The organism is Amycolatopsis sp. NPDC104587, from assembly GCF_055583645.1.
Genome location: NZ_JBVJNO010000004.1, coordinates 373,768 through 394,871, shown reverse-complemented (window position 1 = coordinate 394,871; position 21,104 = coordinate 373,768). Strand labels below are relative to the sequence as shown.

Sequence of the window (21,104 nt, the reverse complement as noted above, 5' to 3'; positions counted from 1 at the left end):
CTTCGTCGAAACGATGATCGACGTTCGAGGCTAGGGCCGCCGCCGGGCCGGGGGAATTCCCTGGCCGGGCGTCACCCGGTGGACCACCGGGTGACGCCCGGACGGAGGTCAGCCCGTGTGCGAAGCGATCCAATCCGCGACGACGTCGACGCGCGAGGTCGTCTCGAGCTGGTTGTGCGGGCAGTCCGGGCCGGACGACTCCACCGAGACGAGCTGGCCGCCGGTGCCCGCCGCGACGAAGTACGGCGCGCCCGAGTCGTACACGCACGCGCTCGTCGTCGACGTCGGCGCGACGCCCTGCACGCCCAGCGTCGAGGTGGCGACCTGGCCGATCTTCACCGTGCCCTGCTGCAGCTTCGTGGACGGTGTCGGGTTGGTGGCGGTGAGGCTGCCCCAGCCGGCCAGCGTCAGCTGCTGCCCGAGCGCCGGCGTGAGCCGGTTGACCGTGAGCGGCGTGATGCCGCTGACGGCGGTGTCGAGCGTGGCGATCGCGATGTCGTTGGCGGCGGCCTGGTAAACCGTCACGACGTTGCGCGTCACCCCGGGCGTGCTCTGGTTGACCGTGCCGAGCAGCACCGAGGTCGGGTACGGCACCGGGCCGGAGACGCGGTTGCGGTTCGCGTCGTGGAAGCAGTGGCCGGCGGTGATGATCCACTTCGCCGCGATCAGCGCGCCCGAGCAGGCGCTGTTGTACTTCGTCCCGTCGGGCTTCGGGATGTTGGTCATCGTGAGCTTCGCGGCGAACTTGAACGTCCCCGCCGGGACGTCGGCGCCGTTGGCCACGGCGGCCGCCGGGCTCGCGGTGGCGAGCCCGGCGGCCAAGGTCAAAAGGGCAGCGGAAAACACAGCGCGAACGCGCATCGGTGGATCCCCCTTGTCACGCACCGGCCGTCGAAGGCCGGTGATCACCTTCGAGCGTATCGACGCCGTGGCGGGGGAAAATACGCCGTTCAGCCCAAGTGTGCGGCGATCCGGCAGCCCGATCCCTGCGGCACGAAGCACGGCGCGCGAAAAATCAGTTCACGCCGACCAGGTCGACGACGAAGATCAGGGTCTCGCCGGGCTTGATGACGCCGCCCGCGCCGCGGTCGCCGTAGGCCAGGTGCGGCGGGATGACGAGCTGGCGGCGGCCGCCGATCTTCATGCCCGCGACACCCTGGTCCCAGCCGGAGATGACCTGGCCGGCGCCGAGGCCGAAGCGCAGCGGTTCGCCGCGGTCCCAGGAGGCGTCGAACTGCTCGCCGGTCGAGTGGGAGACGCCGACGTAGTGCACGGTGACGGCCTTGCCGGGGGTGGCCTCCGCGCCGTCACCGACCGTGATGTCGGTGATCTCGAGGTCGGCCGGAGGGTTGCCCTCGGGGCGGTCGATCTGGGGCTTTTCCAAGGTCATGGCACTCACCGTACCCACGCGCGCGAGGCTGCGCCGTTCGGACTACACCCAAGGGCTGAAAAACGCGAAAAGTCTTCACACTTGTCCTACTGATGGGTAGCGTGCGCTTCGTCACTCTTCTGGACGGAGGGGAGCCCGGCATGCGACGAGGCATCCGCGCCCTGACCTACACGGCACTGGGGGCCCTCGTGGCCGGGCTCGCCCAAGTCGCCGTCACCGCGCCGGCCGCCCAGGCGGCCGTGTCGCCCGACGACTACTGCGGGGGGCAGTGCAGCGACATCCTCCCGCCCGGCGAGCAGGGCAGCGCCACGCTCGCCGAAATCCTCGCGCACAAGGTGCTCGGCACCCGGCCCGCGCACTCCGCCGACCAGCTCGGCAAGTACTCGTCGCTGGCGAACGGGTACCAGACCCTGACCACCGGCACGATCAACCAGTACTTCAACGACTCGTCGTTCGGCGTCGCCGCCGACCAGGTCGCGAGCACGACGAAGCCGCGCTCCGACGTGACGATCGTGCGGGACAAGGCCCTCGGCGTCCCGCACATCACCGGCACCACCCGCGCCGGCACCGAGTTCGGCGCCGGGTACGCCGCGGCGCAGGACCGGCTGTGGCTGATGGACGTCCTGCGGCACGCCGCCCGCGGCCAGGTCACCCCGTTCGCCGGGGGCGCCGAAGCCAACCGGGAGCTGGAACAGCAGTTCTTCTCCAACGCGCCGTACACCGAAGCCGAGCTGCAGCAGCAGATCGACCGCGTCGCCGCCAGCGGCCCGCGCGGCGCGCAGGGCCTGGCCGACGCGCAGGCCTACGTCGACGGCATCAACAAGTACATCACCGACTCCCACAACGGCCGGTACTTCCCGGGTGAGTACGTGCTGACCGGGCACGTCGACGCGATCACCAACGCCGGCACGATCGACCCGTTCAAGCTGACCGACCTCGTCGTGCTCGCCTCGCTCGTCGGCGCCGAGTTCGGCGCGGGCGGCGGCGGTGAGGTGCAGAACGCGATCGCGAAGCTCGCGCTGCAGGAGCAGTACGGCGTCGTGCAGGGCGAGAAGGTGTGGCAGAGCCTCCGTTCCGAGGACGACCCCGAAGCCGTCAAGACCCTGCACGATGGCCAGACCTTCCCGTACGGCAAGACGCCGGCCAACGCGGTCGGGCAGGCCCTGCCGGACAAGGGCTCGGTGACCGGGCAGCAGCTGGTGTTCGACAAGACCGGCTCGGCCGCGACCGCGACGCCGTCCACTGTGGACGTCGCCGCGCCCGCCGACCAGGAGCCCGCCCGCGGGATGTTCGAGAACGGCGTGCTGCCGGGCAACCTGCTGAGCGAGAAGCACGGCATGTCCAACGCGCTGCTCGTCTCCGGCTCGAAGACCGCGAGCGGCCACCCGGTCGCCGTTTTCGGCCCGCAGACCGGGTACTTCGCCCCGCAGCTGCTGCTGTTGCAGGAGCTGCAGGGCCCGGGCATCAGCTCCCGCGGCGCGGCCTTCGCCGGCCTGAGCATGTACACGCTCCTCGGGCGCGGCCAGGACTACTCGTGGAGCGCGACGACGTCGGCGCAGGACATCATCGACACCTACGCGCTCACCCTGTGCGACCCGAGCGGCAAGGCGCCGACGAAGGACTCGAACTACTACACCTGGCAGGGCCAGTGCATCCCGATGGACACCGTCGAGGTGAAGAACGCCTGGAACCCGACGGTGGCCGACGGCACCGCGGCGGGCTCGTACACCCTGCGCAGCTACCGGACGAAGTACGGGCCGGTGCAGAGCCGGGCGACCGTCGGCGGCAAGCCGGTGGCGTACGCGGCGCTGCGGTCGTCCTACTTCCACGAGGTCGACTCGCTGATCGGCTTCCAGGAGCTGAACGACCCGGGCTTCGTCAAGTCCGCGGCGGACTTCCAGAAGGCCGCGGCCGACATCAACTACACGTTCAACTGGTTCTACGCCGACTCGAAGGACATCGCGTACTTCAACTCCGGCGCCAACCCGGCCCGGCAGTCCAATGTGGACCCGAACATGCCGGTGTGGGGTGACCAGGGGCACGACTGGACCGGCTGGAACCCGAACGGCAACGTCGCGAACTACACGCCGGCGTCGCAGCACCCGCAGTCGGTCAACCAGGACTACTACGTCAGCTGGAACAACGCGCAGGCCAACGGGTACGCCGCGGCCGGCGCCGACAAGTCCGCCGTGCACCGCGTCGACCTGCTCGACTCGCGGGTCAAGAAGCTGATCTCCAGCGGCACCAAGGTCACCCGGGTCAACCTGACCCAGGCGATGGAGGACGCCGCGCTCGCCGACCTGCGCGCCGAGCGCGTCCTGCCGCTGCTGCTGCAGGTGCTCGACAAGGCGCCGACCACCGGCCCGGCCGCGGACGCCGAGGCGAAGCTCAAGGCGTGGCTCACCCACGGCCAGCAGCGCAAGGAGACTTCGCCGGGCAGCAAGGCGTACGCGGACGCCGACGCGATCCGCATCTTCGACGCCTGGTGGCCGCTGCTCGTGCAGGCCGAGTTCAAGCCGGGCATGGGGGACAACGCCTACAACGCGATGACCGGCGTGCTGGGCATCAACGAAAGCCCGTCCGGCTTCCAGAACGGCAACGGCCAGCACACCGGCCAGCCCCACAAGGGTTCGTCGTTCCAGTTCGGCTGGTGGGGCTACGTCAGCAAGGACATCCGGCAGGTCCTCGGCCAGCCGGTCGCGGGCCCGCTCGGTCAGACGTTCTGCGGCGGCGGCAACGTCACGACGTGCCGCCAGGCGCTCGTCGACTCGCTGACCACGGCCGCGGGCCAGGCCGCGAACACCGTCTACCCCGGTGACGCGTCCTGCTCCGCGGGTGACCAGTGGTGTGCCGACACGATCGTGCACAACCCGCTGGGCGGGATCACGCAGGACAAGATCAGCTGGCAGAACCGGCCGACGTTCCAGCAGGTCGTCGAGTACACCGCGCACCGCGGGGACAACATCACGAACCTCGCGCCGGGGAAGACGGTCAGCGCCACCAGTGCCGAGACCGGCTTCTACAACTCGCCGGCGTCGAACGCGATCGACGGCAACGCCTCGACCCGCTGGGCCAGTGACTGGAGCGACGACCAGGCGATCACCGTCGACCTCGGCGCGGTTCAGCAGGTTTCGCGGGTGGGGCTGAGCTGGGAATCCGCCTACGGCAAGAGCTACCAGGTCCAGACCTCGCCGGATGCGGTGAACTGGACGGACGCGGCGGTCGTCACGGACGGGGACGGCGGACAGGACAACCTGTCGTTCACGCCCACGCAGGCCAGGTTCGTGAAGCTGCAGGGTGTCCAGCGCGGCACGAAGTACGGGTACTCCCTCTACGAGTTCGAGGTCTACGCCCACTAGAAGGAGCCAGGCCGGCTCGCTCCCGGACGCGGGGGCGAGCCGGCCGTCTTCGTCACAGTGACCAGGGGATGACCTGCGGTTACCGTGATCGCATGGACGACTGGACGCCCCGCACCAAGGCCATCACCGCCGGCCGGCCGCACGGCCCCGGCGAGCCGCTGAACACCCCGCTCGTCGCCACCAGCACGTACCAGGCGGGTGGCGGCTCGGTGTACGCCCGCAGTGACGGGACGCCGACCTGGCACGCACTCGAAGAGGCCGTCGGGGCGCTCGAAGGCGGGCACGCGACGGCGTTCGCGTCCGGCGTCGCGACGTTGTCGGCCGTGCTGGACCTGCTGCCGGTCGGGTCGCGGGTGGTCGTGCCGACGTTCAGCTACGCCGTGACCCGCGGGGTGCTCGCCCACGCGCAGAAGCTCGGCAAGCTCGCCGTCACCGAGCTCGAGCCGACCGACACCGAGTCCTGGGTGGCCGAGGCGGCGACGTCCGACCTGGTCTGGCTCGAGTCGCCGACCAACCCGACCCTCGACGTGATGGCCATCAAGACGATCGCCGCCGCCGCGCGCGGCCGGGTCGTCGTCGACAACACCTTCGCGACGCCGTTGCAGCAGCGGCCGCTGGAGCTGGGCGCCGACGTCGTCGTGCACAGCGCGACGAAGCTCATCGGCGGGCACAGCGACCTGCTGCTGGGCATCACTGTCGCGGCGGACCCCGAGGTGGCGGCCGAGCTGAAGGGCGCGCGGACCCGGGTCGGCTCGACGCCGGGCGCGCTGGAAGCCTGGCTCGCGCTGCGGGGCCTGCGGACCATGCCGGTCCGGCTGGCCGAACAGTCCCGCACCGCCGCGCTGCTGGCGGCGCGCCTCGGTGAGCACCCCGCCGTGACACGAGTGCGGTACCCGGGCTTCGGGATGATGGTCTCCTTCGAGCTGGCCGACGCCGGGGCCGCCGACCGCTTCTGCGCGTCGACCAGGCTGATCGTCCCGGCGACGAGCCTCGGCGGGGTCGAAAGCCTGGTCGAACGGCGGGCGTGGCTGCCCGGCGAGGAGCGCGTCCCGGCCGGTCTGGTCCGGTTCAGCGTGGGTCTCGAAGATCCGGAAGACCTCTGGCGGGATTTGTCCATCGCCCTCGCGGAGTAACACCAACGGTTGAATCCTCGATAGTCGCGGCATCGCAGTTCGCTGGCTTTTGGGAGTCGTCGTGGGTAGAACGCTGAGCCGGGTCGCCGGGGTCGTTTTCGCGGGTGCGCTCGCCACCGTGGTCGCCGCGCCGGCCGCACTGGCGCAGACGGACACGACCACCGTGCCGTCGACGACCGAGACCAGCACGTCCGAGACCACGACGACCACCACGGCGCCGTCGACCTCGGAGACGACGGCTCCGTCCACGCCGGTCACGACCACCACCACCTCGGCGGACCCGACCGGCGACGTCACCACGACCACGAAGCCGGACAAGCCGACGTCCACTTCGGCCACCAGCGAGCCGCCGGTCGACGACCCCGACTACCAGGACGGCGTCGGCCACGGCTTCATCGGCCTCAGCGGCGAGGGGATCCTGGTCGTCAACTGCGCGTCCGGCAAGGTCGGCGGCATCCTCAGCCAGAACCTCAGCGTCACCGCGGGCCCGGACCAGGACGAGTCCGACGGCCGGCTCTGGAACTACCAGGTGACCGTCGTGACGCCGCCCTCCGGCCCGACCGCGCGGTTCGCCTTCACCTGCGACGGCGTCGAGGGCATCGGGATCGTCGACTTCGAGCAGGAGCAGCCGCCGACGACGTCGAGCAGCGCGCCGACCAGCACCTCCAGCAGCTCGCCGTCGAGCACCGCGCCGGTCACCACCGCGACGTCCGCGGCGCCCGGGAGCACCACGCCGAAGGCCCAGGTCAAGGTCGCGCCCAAGGGTGGCATCGAGACCGGCTTCGGCGGTACCGCCTGATGACCGGCCGGCGAGCGGGCGCGGTGGTCGCCGCGCTCGCCGTCCTGGTGGCCGGGTGCAGCACCGCCGAACCGCAGGCGGCCGCGCCCAAGTCACCGCCGCCGCCGTCGGCCCCGGTGAGCGTGCCGTTCAAGGGCCTCCGGCCGACGTCGGTGAAGATCCCCAAGATCGGCGCGGAGTCGAGCCTGCTCGCGGTGGCGGTCAAGACCGACGGCTCGATCTCCGTCCCGTCGGTGCACACACCGATGCAGGCAGCCTGGTACAAGCTCTCGCCGGTGCCCGGCGACGTCGGCCCGGCGATCGTGCTCGGGCACGTCGACGGCGACAAGAAGCCGGGCATCTTCTACAAGCTGAAGGACCTCACGCCCGGCGACGAGGTGGACGTCGACCGCAGCGACGGCAAGAAGGTGAAGTTCGTCGTCGACCGCGTCACCCAGGTTCCGAAGGACACCTTCCCGCGCGACGCCGTCTACGGGAACAGCGACCAGCCCGAGCTGCGGCTGATCACCTGTGGTGGCGTTTTCGACCACGCCGAGCACAGCTACAAGGACAACATCGTCGTCTACGCGAAGCTAGCCAACGCCTGAGCCGGGGTACGGGAACGCCGGCTTGGCCTTGGCGCCGGGGCACACCCAGCGCCGCATGCCGGCGTCGCAGACCGCGTAACCCCAGTTGATCAGCTGGTCCTGCTGGTGTTCCGGGGTCTTCGTGAGCCGTGTCTTCGTCTCGGCGAGCGCGCGGGTCTTCTCGATCGGCGCCGGCAGCGCGTCCGGCAGCTCGAAGTTCTCGATGTTGCTGTAGGTCGCCCAGTACGTCCCGGCGAACTGCTTGTCCTGGTAAGACTTCAGCAGCGAGCCGGTGCGCAGCTCGCGGACCTGGTTGTCCATCACGGTCAGCACCCGGAACATCTGGAACGGCCAGTTCCGCTTCGGCTTCTCCTCGTGCTTCATCTTCTTGCCCGCGTCGCTGACCAGGACGGTCGCGCGCTGGTTCTCGATCGGGTCGAGGCCGAGGTTGTCGTACACCCCGGCGTCGCTGAGCACGATCTTGCGGCCGGCCTGGTGCGGGTCCGGGATCACCACCGGCGAGAGCAACGGCGGGAAGGCGGACGACGCGGCGACGGCGGTGGCCAGCGGCACCTGCCCGTGCGGGCCGGGCTGCCGGAAGAACCACCACAGCGAGCCGTCCTGCAGGCTGGTCGCGGTGAACACGAACTGCGGCCCGGCCGGGTCGAGGTCCGCGAGCTTGCAGTCGCCGAAGAGGTGTTCGGCGTAGCGGCGCGCGAGCTCTTCGCCCGCACTGCGCCAGGGCGTGAACAACGCTTTGAGCGTCACCGGGACGTCGAGGTTCGTGCGGGCCAGCTTCCGCAGCGGCGCCACGACCTCCTTGCCGAAGTTCTCCGCGACGCCGTCTTCGCCGAACCACAGCTTGTGCCACGCGTGCGCGAGCACCCCCGCGGCGATCGAACCGCCGGACACACTGGAGACGGTGGTCAGCTTGGGCAGCCAGCCGAGCTCGTTGAGCCGCCAGAGCGCGCCCGCGTGGAAGAGCATCGCGCGGTAACCGCCGCCGGAAAGTGCGAGTCCGACACCGTCGCGCTCCGAGGAATCCACCCGACGGAGTGTAGGCCGGTCAGCGCAACAACGGCGTGAGAAGTGGCCGTTGCCCGGCCGGGACATACTCGGCGTAGTTGTCGTACAACGCTTGTTTGGCCAGGTGGGCCGCGCCGGCGCCGTCGGCCGCGCGGACCGCGTCGAGCACCTCGGCGTGGTGCGCGAGCCAAGCGCGCATGAGGGACGCGCGGTTGCTGGCGTGCTCCAGCTTGTCCTCGATCAGCTCCAGCACCACGCCGCGCACGACTTCTTCGCTGACCACCAGCAGCGGGTTGCGTGAGATGCGCGCGATGACCTCGTGGAAGGCGACGTCCGCGCGGCTGAATTCGGCGTAACCACGCGAAACGCCTTCGCGCATCGACTCCAGCGCGGCGTCGAGGCCGGTCAGGTCGTCTTCCGTGCGGAGCTCCGCGGCGAGGAGGTGGGCCGAGCCGTCGAGGATCATCCGGAACTGCAGGAGCTCGGCGAGCCCGACGTGGTCGGCACGCGCGAGCCGGTGCATCGAGCGGTGCAATGCGACGGGGGACGCGGCCAGCACCTCGGGCCCGCGCGGGTCGCCGGGTCGCGAGCGGATCATTTCGGCCGCCTGCAACACACGCAGGGCTTCCCGGATCGTCGAGCGGCCGACGCCGAACTGGGTCATCAGCTCGCGTTCGCTCGGCAGCCGTTCGCCCGGCTTGAGCTCACCGCTGATCACGGCCTGCTCGATCTGCTCGACGACCCGCTCGTACGCGCGGACCGGAGCCACCGGTTCGAACCGCATCCCTTGACCTCGACGTCCGTCGCGTGCAGGCTACTGGTCTGACCAGTGTACTGACCTGGAGGCGGAATGAAAGTCCGGATTCCCGCGGTGGCAGCGGCGCTGCTGCTCGTGGTGTCCGGCTGCTCGGCTGGCTCGTCTGCAAGCGTTTCCGCTGGTCCGGACACACTTTCCGTAGGTTTCACGGCGGAGCCGGCGAACTTCGACTTCACCAAGACCGACGGCGCCGCCATCCCGCAGGCGTTGCTCTACAACGTCTACGAAGGCCTGGTGAAGCTCGACTCGCAGGGGCGCGTGGTCCCGCTGCTCGCGAAGTCATGGACGATCAGCCCGGACCGCCGCACCTACGACTTCCAGCTGCAGCCGGGCGTGAAGTTCAGCAACGGCGCGCCGTTCACCGCTGAGGACGTCAAGTTCTCGCTGCTGCGCGTGAAGACCGACTGGACCATCTCGATCAAGTCCACGATGGACGTGGTCGACCACGTCGACGTCGTCGCGCCGGACCACGCGCGAGTCGTGCTGTCGAAGCCGTCGAACGGCTGGCTGTTCAGCCTCACCAGCCGGCTCGGCGCGATGTTCAGCCCCAGCGGCGTCGCCGACCTGGCGAACAAGCCGATCGGCACCGGGCCGTACGTCGTGGCGGCGCGCAAGCGCGGTGATTCGGTGGTGCTCAAGGCGAATCCCGGGTACTGGGGCCGGGAACCGGCGTACCAGGCGGTCGTCCTCAAGTACATCAAGGACCCGACCGCGCTCAACAACGCGCTCTACAGCAACGGCATCGACGTCATCTCCGCGATCACCGCGCCGGACTCGATCCCGCAGTTCCAGGCCGACAACCGGTTCCAGGTCATCCAAGGCACCTCGAACAGCGAGGTCACGCTCGCGATGAACAACGCGCGGCCGCCGCTGAACGACCCGCGCGTGCGCCAGGCGCTGACGTACGCGATCGACCGGAAAGCGTTGCTCGACACGGCGTGGGCCGGCCGCGGCACGCTGATCGGCAGCATGGTCCCGCCCACTGATCCCTGGTACGAGGACTTGGCGAACGTCTACCCGTTCGACCCCGCGAAGGCGAAGGCGCTGCTGACCGAGGCGGGCGCCACGAACCTGAACCTGCAGCTGCGGATCCCGAACCTGCCGTACGCGGTGTCGGCCGCGCAGGTCGTCCAGTCGCAGCTGGCCGACGTCGGCGTGCGGACGACGATCGAGCCGCTCGACTTCCCGGCCGTCTGGCTGAAGCAGGTGTTCACCGACCACGACTACGACCTGTCGATCATCCAGCACGTCGAGGCCCGCGACATCACGACGTTCGGGAAGCCCGAGTACTACTGGGGGTACGACGGCAAGCGCGTCCAGCAGCTGCTCGCCGACGCCGACAGCGGGACGCCGGAGCAGCAGGTCGCGGACATGAAGCAGGTGGCGCGGCAGCTGAACACCGACGCCGCCGCGGACTGGTTGTTCCTGTTCCCCAACGTCATCGTCGCGAAGGCGAAGGTCGGCGGGTTCGCGGCGAACCAGGTCAGCGAGTCGTTCGACCTCACCGGACTGGCGCCGCGATGACGGCCAAGGTGCTGCGCCGGGTGGCGATCTTCGTGGTCAGCGTGCTGGTCGCGTCGATCGTGGTGTTCCTCTTCATGGCCGTGCTGCCGGGCGATCCCGCGCAGGTCGCGCTCGGCGTCAACGCGACGCCGGAGCTGCTGGCCAAGACACGCGCGGAGTTCGGCATCGACCGGCCGCTCGTCACGCAGTACTTCGACTGGATCGGCGGGGTGCTGCACGGCGACTTCGGCCGTTCGTACGTCACGCGCGACACGATCGGCCCGCAGCTGCTCGACCGCCTCGGCGTGACGCTCTGGCTGGTCGGAGCGGGAATGCTGGTGGCGCTGGTTATCGCGATCCCCGCGGGCACGTTCGCCGCGGTGAAGCACCGGAAGGCGTCCGGCGCCGGGGTTTCCGGGCTGTCGCAGATCGGCGTCGCGATCCCCGCGTTCCTCGCCGGGATCATCCTGGTGCAGATCTTCGCGGTGCAGCTGCGCTGGCTGCCGTCGGGCGGCTGGACCCCGCCGGACCAGGACTTCGGCGAGTTCTTCCGGGGTCTGGTCCTCCCCGCGTTGTCGCTCGGCCTGGTGCAGGGCGCGGTGCTCACGCGGTATGTCCGCTCGGCGGTGCTCGACACGCTCGGCCAGGACTACCTGCGCACCGCGCGGTCCAAGGGGCTCCGACCGGGGCAGGCTTTGGTGCGGCACGGCTTGCGCAACGCGTCGGTCCCGGTGGTCACGGTGCTGGGCCTGCAGCTGGCGACGTTGCTGATCGGCGCCGTCGTTGTCGAGCGCGTGTTCGTGCTGCCCGGGCTCGGGTCGATGCTGCTGGACGCGGTCGCGTCGCGCGACCTGCTGACCGTGCAGGGGATCGTGCTGGTGCTGGTCGTGGGTGTGCTGCTGGTCAACTTCGTCGTCGACGTGCTCTACACCGTGCTCGACCCGCGATTGCGAGGTTCGTGATGCGCAGTCTCGTCATCGGTGGGGTACTCGTCGGCCTGGTCGTGCTGGCCGCGGTGCTGTCGTTCTTCTGGACGCCGTTCGACCCGGTGAAGGTCGACGCGGCCCACCGGCTCCTGGGTTTCGGCGGCTCGAACCTGTTCGGCACCGACAAGTTCGGGCGTGACCTGCTCAGCCAGATCATGGTCGGCGCGCGGACCACGCTGTACGTCGGTGTGGTTGCGGTCGGCATCGCCGCGGTGATCGGGACGCCGCTGGGCATCCTCGCCGGGATGTCCCCGCGGTGGCTCGGCGAGTTCGTCATGCGCGTCAACGACCTCGTGCTCGCGTTCCCCGCGTTGCTGCTGGCGATCATGTTCGGCGCGGTCTTCGGGGCGGACACGCTCACCGCGATGGTCGCGATCGGCATCGCGACGATCCCGTCGTTCGCGCGGATCGCCCGGTCCGGGACGCTGCAGGTGATGAGCACGGAGTTCGTGCTCGCCGCGCGCGCCGGCGGCCGGTCGCGCGTGAACATCGCGCTGCGGCACGTGCTGCCGAACATCTCAGGACTGCTGATCGTGCAGGCGTCGGTGTCGTTCGCGATCGCCGTGCTCGCCGAAGCGGCGTTGTCGTTCCTCGGCTTCGGGACGCGGCCGCCGACGCCGTCGTGGGGCCGGATGCTGCAGGAGTCCCAGGAACTGCTCACCGTGCAGCCGCGGCTCGCGCTGGTGCCGGGCATCGCGATCGCCGTCGCCGTGCTGGGGTTCAACCTCCTCGGTGACGGCCTGCGCGACCGCCTCGACCCCCGGTTGGCGGCGAAGGTATGACTCTCTCGGTTACCGGACTGTCGGTGTCGTCGCTGGTCAAGGACGTTTCCTTCGAGATCGGCGCGGGCGAGCGCGTCGGGCTGATCGGCGAGTCCGGCTCCGGGAAGTCCTTGACGGCGCTGGCGATCATGGGCCTGCTGCCGGAAGAGCTCCACGCGTCCGGCTCGGTCCGGCTCGGCGACCGTGAGCTGCTGGGAATGTCCGAAAAGGACCTTTCCCGGCTGCGCGGCGACGAGCTGGCGATGGTGTTCCAGGAGCCGATGACGGCGTTGAACCCGGCCATGCGCGTCGGGCGTCAGGTCACCGAGCCGGGCCGGATCCACGGTCGCCGCCACCGCGCGGAGGAGCTCCTCGGCGCGGTGGGCCTGCCAGGCACGGCCCGCGCGTACCCGCACCAGCTGTCCGGCGGCCAGCGCCAGCGCGTCGTCCTCGCGATGGCCCTGGCGAACAACCCGGCCCTGCTGATCTGCGACGAGCCGACGACCGCCCTCGACGTCACGGTCCAGGCCCAGATCCTCTCGCTCATCAAGACGGAGCTTTCACGTGAAAGCTCGCTCCTCTTCATCACGCACGACCTCGCGGTGGTTGCGTCGGTGTGTGAGCGCGTGCTCGTGATGCTCGACGGCGAGATCGTCGAAGCGGGCTCGACGCGCGAAGTCCTGACGTCGCCGAAGCACGAGTACACGCGGAAGCTCCTCGACGCCTCGGATCTGGAGGCCCGGCGATGATCATCGAAGTCCGTGACCTCGAACGCCGCTACGCCCGGCGGGACGTCCAAGCGCTGCGCGGCGTCAGCTTCGACGTCGAAGCGGGGCAGCGGTTCGGCATCGTCGGCGAGTCCGGCTCCGGGAAGTCCACGCTGGTCCGGCTCCTCGCCGCGCTCGACAAGCCGACCGCCGGCACGGTCTCGTTCCAGGGCCGGCGCATCGACAACCTGCCCGAACGCCGCCTCGGCTTCCTGCGGTCCGAGCTGCAGATCGTCTTCCAGGACCCGATGGGCTCGCTCGACCCGCGGATGCGCGTGCGGGACATCGTTTCCGAGCCGCTGGGCCACCGCGAACCCGACCGCGTCGCCGAGCTGCTCGCCGCCGTGGGCCTGCCCGAAGACGCGGCCGGGCGGTACCCGCACCAGTTCTCCGGCGGGCAGCGGCAGCGGATCTCGATCGCCCGCGCGCTGGCGCCGAACCCGAGCGTGCTGATCGCCGACGAGCCGGTCAGCGCCCTCGACGTCTCCGTGCGCGGCCAGATCCTCGACCTGCTCGCGTCGCTGGTGGAGCAGTTCGCGCTGACGCTGGTCTTCGTGTCGCACGACCTCGGCGTGGTCCGGCACGTCTGCGACCGCGTCGCGGTGATGCGCCGCGGGGAGATCGTCGAGCTGGGCGACGTCGCGCAGGTGTATGACGCGCCGCAGCACGAGTACACCCGGGAACTGCTGGCCGCCGCGCCGAACCTGCGTGCGGAACTGGCCCGGTTGAGCGGAGGTGAAGATGGCTGAGTATCCCGGAGGGCTGCCGGTCGGCGCCGACTGGATGTCCACTGTAGACAGTGCGGAAATCGTTTTCCCCTACGACAGGAGCGTGGTCGGCACCGCCCCGATCGGGACGCCGGAGCTGGCGAAGCGCGCTGTCGACGAGGCTGTCGCCGTCGCGCGTGAAGTGGCTTCGCTCCCTTCGCGAACTCGCCGGTCTCTCCTCAACGACGTCGCTTCGGCGCTTCGGGATCGACGCGAGGAGTTCGAGAACCTGCTCGTGCTGGAGACCGGCAAGCCGTTGGTCGACTGCCGGGTCGAAGTCGCCCGCACGATCGTCACCTGGGAAGCCGCGGCTGAAGAGGTGTCTCGGCTGCACGGCGAGACCGTGCCGCTGGATCTCCTGCCCTCGGGTGACGGGCTGGTCGGGTTCTGGAAACGCAAGCCGATCGGCGTCGTCGTCGGCATCGCGGGCTTCAACTACCCGCTGCTGCTGGCGTCGCACAAGATCGCCCCGGCGATCGCCGCCGGCTGCCCGGTGATCGTCAAGCCGGCGCCGCAGACGCCGTTGGCCACCCTCCGGCTGGTGCACCTGGTCCGGTCGCTCGCCCCGATCGCGGCGATGGTCCAGCTGGTCACCGGGGACGCTTCGGTCGGCGCCGCGCTGACGACCGACCGCCGCATCGGCGCGGTCTCCTTCACCGGCTCGGCCGCCGTCGGCCACCGCATCGCCCGCGACGCGGCGCCCACCAAGACGTTGCTGGAGCTGGGCTCGAACGCGGCCCTCGTCGTCGCGGAAGACGCGGATCTCGACGCGGCCGTGGGCGCGGTGCTGCGCGGCGGTTTCTACGCGTCCGGCCAGGCGTGCATCTCGGTGCAGCGCGTCCTGGTCGTCGCGTCGGTGGCGGCGGACTTCACCGAACGGCTGCTGGCCCGGCTCGACGAAGTTGTCGTCGGCGATCCGCGTGACGAGAAGACGCGGGTGTCGGCGCTGATCGACCCGGCGTCCACCGACCGCGTCGCGGCGTGGATCGAGAAGTCCGGTGCCCGCCAGGTCGGCGGCGGAGTCGACGGCACCGTGCTGCGGCCGACGGTCCTGCTCGACGTCCCCGACGGTGTCGAGGCGTGGGACGAGGAGATCTTCGGCCCGGTCGTCTGCCTCCGCACGGTGTCCGATGTGGACGAAGCGTTCGCCGCGGTGAACGCCTCCCGCTACGGCCTCCACGCCAGCGTCTACAGCCGGTCCCTGAAGACGGCTTTCCGCGCGCTCGACGAGCTGGAAGTCGGCGGTGTGGTCGTCAACGAGGTGCCCGGGTTCCGCTCGGACACCATGCCCTACGGCGGCGTGAAGGACTCCGGCATCGGCCGCGAGGGGCCGCGGTTCGCCGTCGAAGAGCTGACCGTGACGAGGATGGCGGTGCTGCGCCCGTGAGCTACGAGAACCTGTTCCGCCTCGACGGCCGCCGGGCCGTGGTGCTCGGCGCGGGCGGCATCGGCCGTGAAGCCGCGCGGGCGCTGGCCGCGCACGGCGCTTCGGTCGTCTGCGCCGACCGCGACCTCGAAGCCGCACGCGAGGCCGGCGTCGGCGAGGCGTACGAGATCAACCTGCTCGAACCCGGCGCGGTCGACCGGGCCGCGACCGACCTCGGCCCGCAGGACATCGTGGTGCTGACCGCCGCGACGAACGTCCGCAAACGTTTGCTGGACTACACCCGCGAGGAGTTCGACCGCGTCATCGCGCTGAACCTCGGGGTGTCGTTCGAGGTCGTGCGGGTGTTCGGCGCCGACATGGTCGCGCGCGGGCGGGGGAGCATCATCGGCTTCTCGTCTATCCGCGGCACGACCGTCGAGCCCGGCCAGGGCCCCTACGCGGCCACCAAAGCCGGGCTCGTCCAGCTGTTCCGGACGGCCGCCGCCGAGTTCGGCCCGGCCGGCGTCCGGGTCAACACGATCGCGCCCGGCGTCGTCGAAACCCCGCTGACCGCCCAGATCAAGGCGAACCCGGAGTGGTACGACGCGTACGCGCAGAAGGGCGCGTTGGGCCGCTGGGCGCGTCCGGACGAGCTGGCCGGCGCCGTCGTGTACCTCGCTTCGGACGCTTCGTCGTTCGTGACCGGCTCCGTGCTGGCGGTCGACGGTGGCTGGACCGCTGTTGACGGCCGCTTCGAACCGCCCGCCTCCTGAGGAGCGTCCATGCCTGAGTTGCCCGATCTGACCGCCGTTGAGCTCGTGGCGCAGTACCGCGCGAAGACGCTCTCGCCGGTCGAGGTCACCGAAGCCGTCCTCGCACGCATCGAGGCGCGAGAACCGGAGTTGCACGCGTTGTACGCGCACGACCCTTCGGCGGCTCGCGACGACGCGAAGGCGTCCGAAGCGCGCTGGGCGTCCGACGAACCGCTGGGCCCGATCGACGGTGTCCCGCTGACGCTCAAGGAGAACATCGCGACCCGCGGCACGCCGGTCCCGCTCGGCACGGCGGCGACCGCGCTCGTTCCCGCCGCCGAGGACGCCCCGGCGGCCGCACGGGTTCGCGAGTCCGGCGGTGTCCTGCTGGCCAAGACGACCATGCCGGACTACGGGATGCTGACGTCCGGCCTCTCGAGCTTCCACACGACGGCGCGGAACCCGTGGCAGCCGTCGGCGTCGCCGGGCGGCTCGAGCGCGGGCGCCGGTGCGGCGGCCGCCGCCGGGTACGGCCCGCTGCACGTCGGCACCGACATCGGCGGCTCGATCCGGCTGCCGGCGGGCTGGTGCGGCCTGGTCGGGCTGAAGCCGAGTTTCGGGCGCGTGCCGGTCGACCCGCCGTTCCTCGGCCGCGTCGCCGGCCCGATGACCCGCACGGTCGCCGACACGGCGTTGCTGATGAGCGTCCTGTCCGCGCCCGACTCGCGTGACCACCTGAGCCTGCCGCCGGCGGAGCTGGACTGGTCATCACTGGACTCTTCCCTCGAAGGCCTGCGCGTCGGCCTGCACCTCGACCCCGGCGTCGGCCTCCCGGTCGACCCGGCGACCCGCGACGCGGTCACGGCGGCGGCCCGCGCGTTCGAAGCCGCGGGCGCGGTCGTCGAGCCGGTCGGCCCGTTCCTGACCCGCGAAATGCTCAGCGGTCTCGACGTCTTCTGGCGCACGCGTGCCTGGTCGGACATGCTCGCGTTGCCGGCGGAGCGGCGCGCGAAGGTCCTGCCGTACATCGCGGACTGGGCCGCGGGCGGCGCCGAAGTGTCCGGAGTGGACGTCTACCGCGGCTTCGCCCAGATCGACGTGATCAGCGTGGCCGCCTTGCGCGCGACCTCGGCGTACGACGTCGTCCTCTCGCCGACCTGCCCGGTCGCGGCCCCACCGGCGGATTGGGCGTCGCCGACGAACGACCCGTCGAGGCCGTTCGAGCACATCGCGTTCACGGTCCCGTACAACATGTCGGGCCAGCCGTCGGTGTCGCTGAACTGCGGGTACACCGACGACGGCCGCCCGATCGGCCTCCAGCTCACCGGACGCCGCTTCGACGACGTCGGCGTCCTGCGCGTGGCCGCGGCGTACGAGCGCCTTCGCGAGCCACAGCGCCCCTGGCCGATCGGATAGGGAAGAAGATCGGGGCCCGCGGCGAAGTGGGGGTGAAGCTCTCGCCGACGGGAAGGAACCCCATGACAGAGGCAGCCCCGGTGACCGGCGTCGACCGGTTCACCGAGGTGCACGACCACCACTTCGCGGCGATCCACCGCTACGTCTCCGGCCGGCTCGGCGCCCAGGTGGCGGAGGACGTCGCCGCGGAGACGTTCCTCGTCGCCTACGACCGCCGGAAGACGTTCGACCCGACCCGCGGCGACGTGCGGGCCTGGCTGTTCGGCATCGCGACGAACCTCGTTTCCCGCCATCGTCGCAAAGAAGCACGTCACTACCGCGCCCTGGCCCGGATCGAGGTCCCCGGGCCGGTCGAGGGCCACGAAAACCGCGTCGTCATGAGCGGGCAACTGGCGAAAGCGCTGTCGCGGCTGACCTCGGGCGAACGCGACGTCCTGCTGCTGGTCGCCCTCGCCGACCTCGGCTACGCGGAAGTGGCCGAGGCGCTCGGCATCTCCCCGGGCACGGTCGGCTCCCGGCTGACGCGCGCCCGCAAGAAGCTCACCCCCGTTCTCTCCCCGGAGGCCACCGATGAATGACCTGGAGACGCTGCGCGCCACGCTGCGGTCCGCCGAACCCACCCCGGAAGCCGTCGACCGCAGCCGCCACCGGCTGCAGAACCACATGCTGCACGGGCGCCGCAGGCGCGTTCGCCCGCTCACGATCGGCGCCGGACTCGTCGCCACCGCGGCGGCGGTCGCGGTCGGCGTCGCCACCCTTCCCAGCCCCCCACCACCTCGCCAGGCGGTGGTGCTGCCGGTCGACACCCGCCCGGCGGTCCTGCTGGCCGCCGCCACCGCCGCCGAGCACGCTCAGGTCGGCGCCGGCAAGTACTGGCACACCGCGACGAAGTTCGGCAAGGAGACCTGGGAGTACTGGACCACCCCTCAAGGACAGGAGTGGTACCGCGACGGGAACACCCACGGCAAGGCCGTGCTCCAACCCCGCTCGCGGCCCATCCGGCTGACCGGCGACGACGTCACCCTCAGCCAGATCCTGACGCTGCCCACCGACCCGGCGGCCTTGCGGGACTGGCTCGCGAACGAGTTGCGGAACCACTCCCCGGCGGACCAGCGGGACGTGGCCGTGCTCCAGTCCCTGATCGACCTGGTCTCCGTCGTGCCGTCGCCCCCGGCGGTCCGGGCAGGGGCGTTCCGCGCGATCGCCGCGTACCCGGGCGTACAAGCGCTGGACGAACGGAGCGTCCGGCTCCCGGGCGGCGGCCGCCTCGTCGTCGACCCGGCGACCGGCCAGGTGGACGGCTCGTCGGTGTTCCTGGGCTCGGACGGCAAACCGGCCCACAACGCGAACGGCGACACGTACGCGGTCAGTGGCGAGTGGACGGACGACCTGCCGGAGTGACCCCCGTGGGCCGGGGCCGTCAGCTCTTGACGGCCTCGGCCAGCGCCAGCACCCGTCGAGCGTTGTCGACGTGCAGGTTTTCGATCATCCGGCCGTCCACAGTGACCACCCCGCTGCCGGCCTTCTCGAAAGCTTCGATGATCCGCCGCGACCGGTCGATCTCCTCCTCGGACGGCGCGAAGATCCGGTTGCACGGCTCCACCTGGGACGGGTGGATGAGCGTCTTGCCGTCGAAGCCGTACTGACGGCCCTGCTTGCACTCCTCTTCGAACCCCTCGAGGTCCTTCACGTCGTTGTAGACGCCGTCGAGGATCACCTTGCCGGTCGCGCGCGCGGCCAGCAGGCACAGCGAAAGCCCGCCGAGCAGCGGGCCGCGGCCCGGGACGAACTCCGCGTGCAGCTCCTTGGCCAGGTCGTTCGTGCCCATCACGAGCACCGTCAGCCGCTCGGACGCCGCCGCGATTTCTTCCGCGTGCAGCATCGCGACCGGCGTCTCGACCATCGCCCAGATCTTCGTGTGCTCCGGCGCGCCACCGAGCTCCAGCGCGCGCTCGATGTTGTGCACCTCGGCCGCCGAGTTCACCTTCGGCACGACCACCGCGGCCGGCCCGGCGGACGCCGCCGCGCGCAGGTCGGCGTCGTGCCACTCGGTGTCGAGACCGTTGACGCGAATGGTCACTTCGCGCGAACCGTAGTTGCCCACGGCGGCGCAGACGCGTTCGCGCGCGGCCTCCTTGGCGTCCGGCGCGACGGCGTCCTCGAGGTCGAGGATCAGCGCGTCGGCGGGGATGGTCTTGGCCTTCTCCAGCGCTCTTTCGTTCGCGCCGGGCATGTACAGGACAGAGCGTCGGGGCTGGGTCATCCGAGGATCTCCTTGGTGGCGGCGTCGTAGGCGGCCGCGAGCTCGGGGTCGTCCGCCGCGAGCGTGTCGGCCAGTTCGGCGACCACGCGGCACTGCTTCACCGACGCGTCGTCCTGCATCTTCCCGTCGATCATCACGGCGCCGGTGCCGTCGCCCATCTCCGCGATGACGCGACGCGCCCAGGCCACATCGGACGGCGAAGGCGAGAAGACCTTCTTCGCGATGTCGATCTGCACGGGGTGCAGGCTCCACGCGCCGACACAGCCGAGCAGGAACGCGTTCCGGAACTGGTCCTCGCACGCGACGACGTCGCGGATGTCCCCGAACGGCCCGTAGTACGGCAGGATCCCGTGCATCGCGCAGGCGTCGACCATCCGCGCGACCGTGTAGTGCCAGAGGTCCTGCTGGTAGGTCGTCCGGCCCTCGTTCAGGTCGTCGCCGACGGGGTCGGTCCGCACGAGGTAACCCGGGTGGCCGCCGCCGACGCGGGTCGTCTTCATCCGGCGGCTCGCGGCCAGGTCGGCCGGGCCGAGCGAGATGCCCTGCAGCCGCGGGCTCGCGCCGGCGATCTCCTCGACGTTGGCCACCCCGCTCGCCGTCTCGAGGATCGCGTGCACCAGCAACGGCTTCGTGAGCCCGGCGCGCGCTTCGAGCTGCGCCAGCAGGCGGTCGACGTAGTGGATGTCCGGCGCGCCCTCGACCTTCGGCACCATGATCACGTCGAGCTTGTCGCCGATCTCGGTGACGAGCGTCACCAGGTCGTCGAGCACCCACGGCGAGTCCAGGCTGTTGACGCGCGTCCACAGCTGCGTCTTCCCGAAGTCGTTGGCCTTGGCGATCGCGACGAGCCCGGCGCGCGCGGCCTCCTTGCGGTCCGCGCGCACGGCGTCCTCGAGGTTCCCGAGCAGGACGTCGACCTTCTTGGCGATGTCCGGCACCTTCGCCGCCATCTTCTCGTTGCCCGGGTCGAAGAAGTGGATCATCCGGGACGGCGTCACCGGGATCTCCCGCACGGGGGCGGGCGCGCCCAGGGCGAGCGGGGCGAAGAAGTCCTTCGGGGAGCGCATCGGTCCTCCACGGCGACGACTAAGTGACTGATCGGTAACTTTAGTCCGGCGCGCGCGACACCGCTGCGGCGCAAGTCACCGCCGGGTGGGTGACAGTGGACAACCGCAGCTCAGCCGCCTGCGTCCACTGTGGATTTTCCCCCGGTTGCGCCGAACGGCCCAATCGGACGAGGGTGCCTTCGGTAGTCGGTCGCGGGCGGACGGTAGTGCCACTCACCCCGCGATCACTCGGTTGGCCGCACCGTTCGACCGAAGTCGGATGACCGCCTACCGACCGGTCATCGACCGCTGGGCGCCGCCGATCGCAGCCACTCGCACTACCCGGCGACGCCGCGCCGCCGCGCTGTTAGACAGGTTGAGTGCCGG

General features: G+C 70.6%; 20 protein-coding genes. 14 read left to right on the top strand and 6 right to left on the bottom strand.

Features of this window, described 5'->3' with window-relative positions; all coding sequences use genetic code 11:
* Window positions 1-108 precede the first annotated feature (108 nt).
* Window positions 109-861 (bottom strand): S1 family peptidase, encoded by a 753-nt coding sequence (locus ACZ61C_RS13745; RefSeq protein WP_465306378.1) that lies wholly within the window; start codon window positions 859-861, stop codon window positions 109-111.
* A 154-nt stretch (window positions 862-1,015) separates the two neighbouring features.
* Window positions 1,016-1,390: an FKBP-type peptidyl-prolyl cis-trans isomerase gene (locus ACZ61C_RS13740; protein ID WP_465306376.1), complete on the bottom strand. Its 375-nt coding sequence runs from the start codon at window positions 1,388-1,390 to the stop codon at window positions 1,016-1,018.
* Window positions 1,391-1,530: 140 nt separating this feature from the next.
* Here ACZ61C_RS13740 and ACZ61C_RS13735 point away from each other — a divergent pair, with 140 nt between their 5' ends.
* The 4 genes from ACZ61C_RS13735 to ACZ61C_RS13720 all read left to right on the top strand — a co-directional run bounded on the left by ACZ61C_RS13735 (window position 1,531) and on the right by ACZ61C_RS13720 (window position 7,268).
* Window positions 1,531-4,749 carry a penicillin acylase family protein gene (locus ACZ61C_RS13735; RefSeq protein WP_465306374.1) on the top strand — a complete coding sequence of 1,073 codons (3,219 nt, stop codon included), beginning with the start codon at window positions 1,531-1,533 and terminating at the stop codon, window positions 4,747-4,749.
* 92 nt (window positions 4,750-4,841) lie between these two features.
* Entirely contained in the window at window positions 4,842-5,882 is a 1,041-nt protein-coding gene (locus ACZ61C_RS13730) for a trans-sulfuration enzyme family protein (protein WP_465306372.1), read from the top strand.
* Window positions 5,883-5,943: 61 nt separating this feature from the next.
* Window positions 5,944-6,681, top strand: coding sequence for a hypothetical protein (locus ACZ61C_RS13725; RefSeq protein WP_465306370.1), 738 nt, complete (start codon window positions 5,944-5,946; stop codon window positions 6,679-6,681).
* Window positions 6,681-7,268, top strand: coding sequence for a class F sortase (locus ACZ61C_RS13720; protein ID WP_465306368.1), 588 nt, complete (start codon window positions 6,681-6,683; stop codon window positions 7,266-7,268). The genes ACZ61C_RS13725 and ACZ61C_RS13720 overlap by 1 nt, the downstream gene beginning before the upstream one ends.
* Here ACZ61C_RS13720 and ACZ61C_RS13715 read toward each other — a convergent pair.
* Together ACZ61C_RS13715 and ACZ61C_RS13710 are read right to left on the bottom strand one after the other, a co-directional pair.
* Complete coding sequence (locus tag ACZ61C_RS13715) at window positions 7,254-8,294, bottom strand: patatin-like phospholipase family protein (RefSeq protein ID WP_465306366.1); 1,041 nt, start codon at window positions 8,292-8,294, stop codon at window positions 7,254-7,256. The genes ACZ61C_RS13720 and ACZ61C_RS13715 overlap by 15 nt on opposite strands.
* 19 nt (window positions 8,295-8,313) lie before the next feature.
* Window positions 8,314-9,057: a FadR/GntR family transcriptional regulator gene (locus tag ACZ61C_RS13710; protein WP_465306364.1), complete on the bottom strand. Its 744-nt coding sequence runs from the start codon at window positions 9,055-9,057 to the stop codon at window positions 8,314-8,316.
* A 66-nt stretch (window positions 9,058-9,123) separates the two neighbouring features.
* Between ACZ61C_RS13710 and ACZ61C_RS13705 the strand changes: the two genes are divergently transcribed.
* The 10 genes from ACZ61C_RS13705 (at window position 9,124) to ACZ61C_RS13660 (ending at window position 18,809) form a co-directional block, all read left to right on the top strand.
* Window positions 9,124-10,614 (top strand): ABC transporter substrate-binding protein, encoded by a 1,491-nt coding sequence (locus ACZ61C_RS13705; RefSeq protein WP_465306362.1) that lies wholly within the window; start codon window positions 9,124-9,126, stop codon window positions 10,612-10,614.
* Window positions 10,611-11,555: an ABC transporter permease gene (locus tag ACZ61C_RS13700; RefSeq protein ID WP_465306360.1), complete on the top strand. Its 945-nt coding sequence runs from the start codon at window positions 10,611-10,613 to the stop codon at window positions 11,553-11,555. The genes ACZ61C_RS13705 and ACZ61C_RS13700 overlap by 4 nt, the downstream gene beginning before the upstream one ends.
* Window positions 11,555-12,361, top strand: coding sequence for an ABC transporter permease (locus tag ACZ61C_RS13695; protein WP_465306358.1), 807 nt, complete (start codon window positions 11,555-11,557; stop codon window positions 12,359-12,361). Before ACZ61C_RS13700 ends, ACZ61C_RS13695 begins: the two co-directional genes overlap by 1 nt.
* The gene (locus ACZ61C_RS13690; protein WP_465306356.1) at window positions 12,358-13,089 is read left to right on the top strand and encodes an ABC transporter ATP-binding protein; all 732 of its coding nucleotides are present in this window, start codon (window positions 12,358-12,360) and stop codon (window positions 13,087-13,089) included. The genes ACZ61C_RS13695 and ACZ61C_RS13690 overlap by 4 nt, the downstream gene beginning before the upstream one ends.
* On the top strand, window positions 13,086-13,856 hold the full coding sequence (locus ACZ61C_RS13685) for an ABC transporter ATP-binding protein (RefSeq protein WP_465306354.1): 771 nt from the start codon (window positions 13,086-13,088) through the stop codon (window positions 13,854-13,856). The genes ACZ61C_RS13690 and ACZ61C_RS13685 overlap by 4 nt, the downstream gene beginning before the upstream one ends.
* Window positions 13,849-15,261: an aldehyde dehydrogenase family protein gene (locus ACZ61C_RS13680; protein WP_465306352.1), complete on the top strand. Its 1,413-nt coding sequence runs from the start codon at window positions 13,849-13,851 to the stop codon at window positions 15,259-15,261. Before ACZ61C_RS13685 ends, ACZ61C_RS13680 begins: the two co-directional genes overlap by 8 nt.
* On the top strand, window positions 15,258-16,013 hold the full coding sequence (locus ACZ61C_RS13675) for an SDR family NAD(P)-dependent oxidoreductase (protein ID WP_465306350.1): 756 nt from the start codon (window positions 15,258-15,260) through the stop codon (window positions 16,011-16,013). Before ACZ61C_RS13680 ends, ACZ61C_RS13675 begins: the two co-directional genes overlap by 4 nt.
* A gap of 9 nt (window positions 16,014-16,022) precedes the next feature.
* Complete coding sequence (locus ACZ61C_RS13670) at window positions 16,023-17,408, top strand: amidase (protein ID WP_465306348.1); 1,386 nt, start codon at window positions 16,023-16,025, stop codon at window positions 17,406-17,408.
* 62 nt (window positions 17,409-17,470) lie between these two features.
* Complete coding sequence (locus tag ACZ61C_RS13665) at window positions 17,471-17,986, top strand: RNA polymerase sigma factor (protein ID WP_465306346.1); 516 nt, start codon at window positions 17,471-17,473, stop codon at window positions 17,984-17,986.
* Window positions 17,979-18,809, top strand: a complete 831-nt coding sequence (locus tag ACZ61C_RS13660; RefSeq protein WP_465306344.1) for a CU044_5270 family protein — start codon at window positions 17,979-17,981, stop codon at window positions 18,807-18,809. Before ACZ61C_RS13665 ends, ACZ61C_RS13660 begins: the two co-directional genes overlap by 8 nt.
* Before the next feature lie 19 nt (window positions 18,810-18,828).
* Here the strand turns inward: ACZ61C_RS13660 and ACZ61C_RS13655 are convergent, their stop codons facing one another.
* Complete coding sequence (locus ACZ61C_RS13655) at window positions 18,829-19,671, bottom strand: HpcH/HpaI aldolase/citrate lyase family protein (protein ID WP_465306342.1); 843 nt, start codon at window positions 19,669-19,671, stop codon at window positions 18,829-18,831.
* Entirely contained in the window at window positions 19,668-20,738 is a 1,071-nt protein-coding gene (locus ACZ61C_RS13650; protein ID WP_465306340.1) for an HpcH/HpaI aldolase/citrate lyase family protein, read from the bottom strand. The genes ACZ61C_RS13655 and ACZ61C_RS13650 overlap by 4 nt, the downstream gene beginning before the upstream one ends.
* Between the last annotated feature and the right edge of the window lie 366 nt (window positions 20,739-21,104).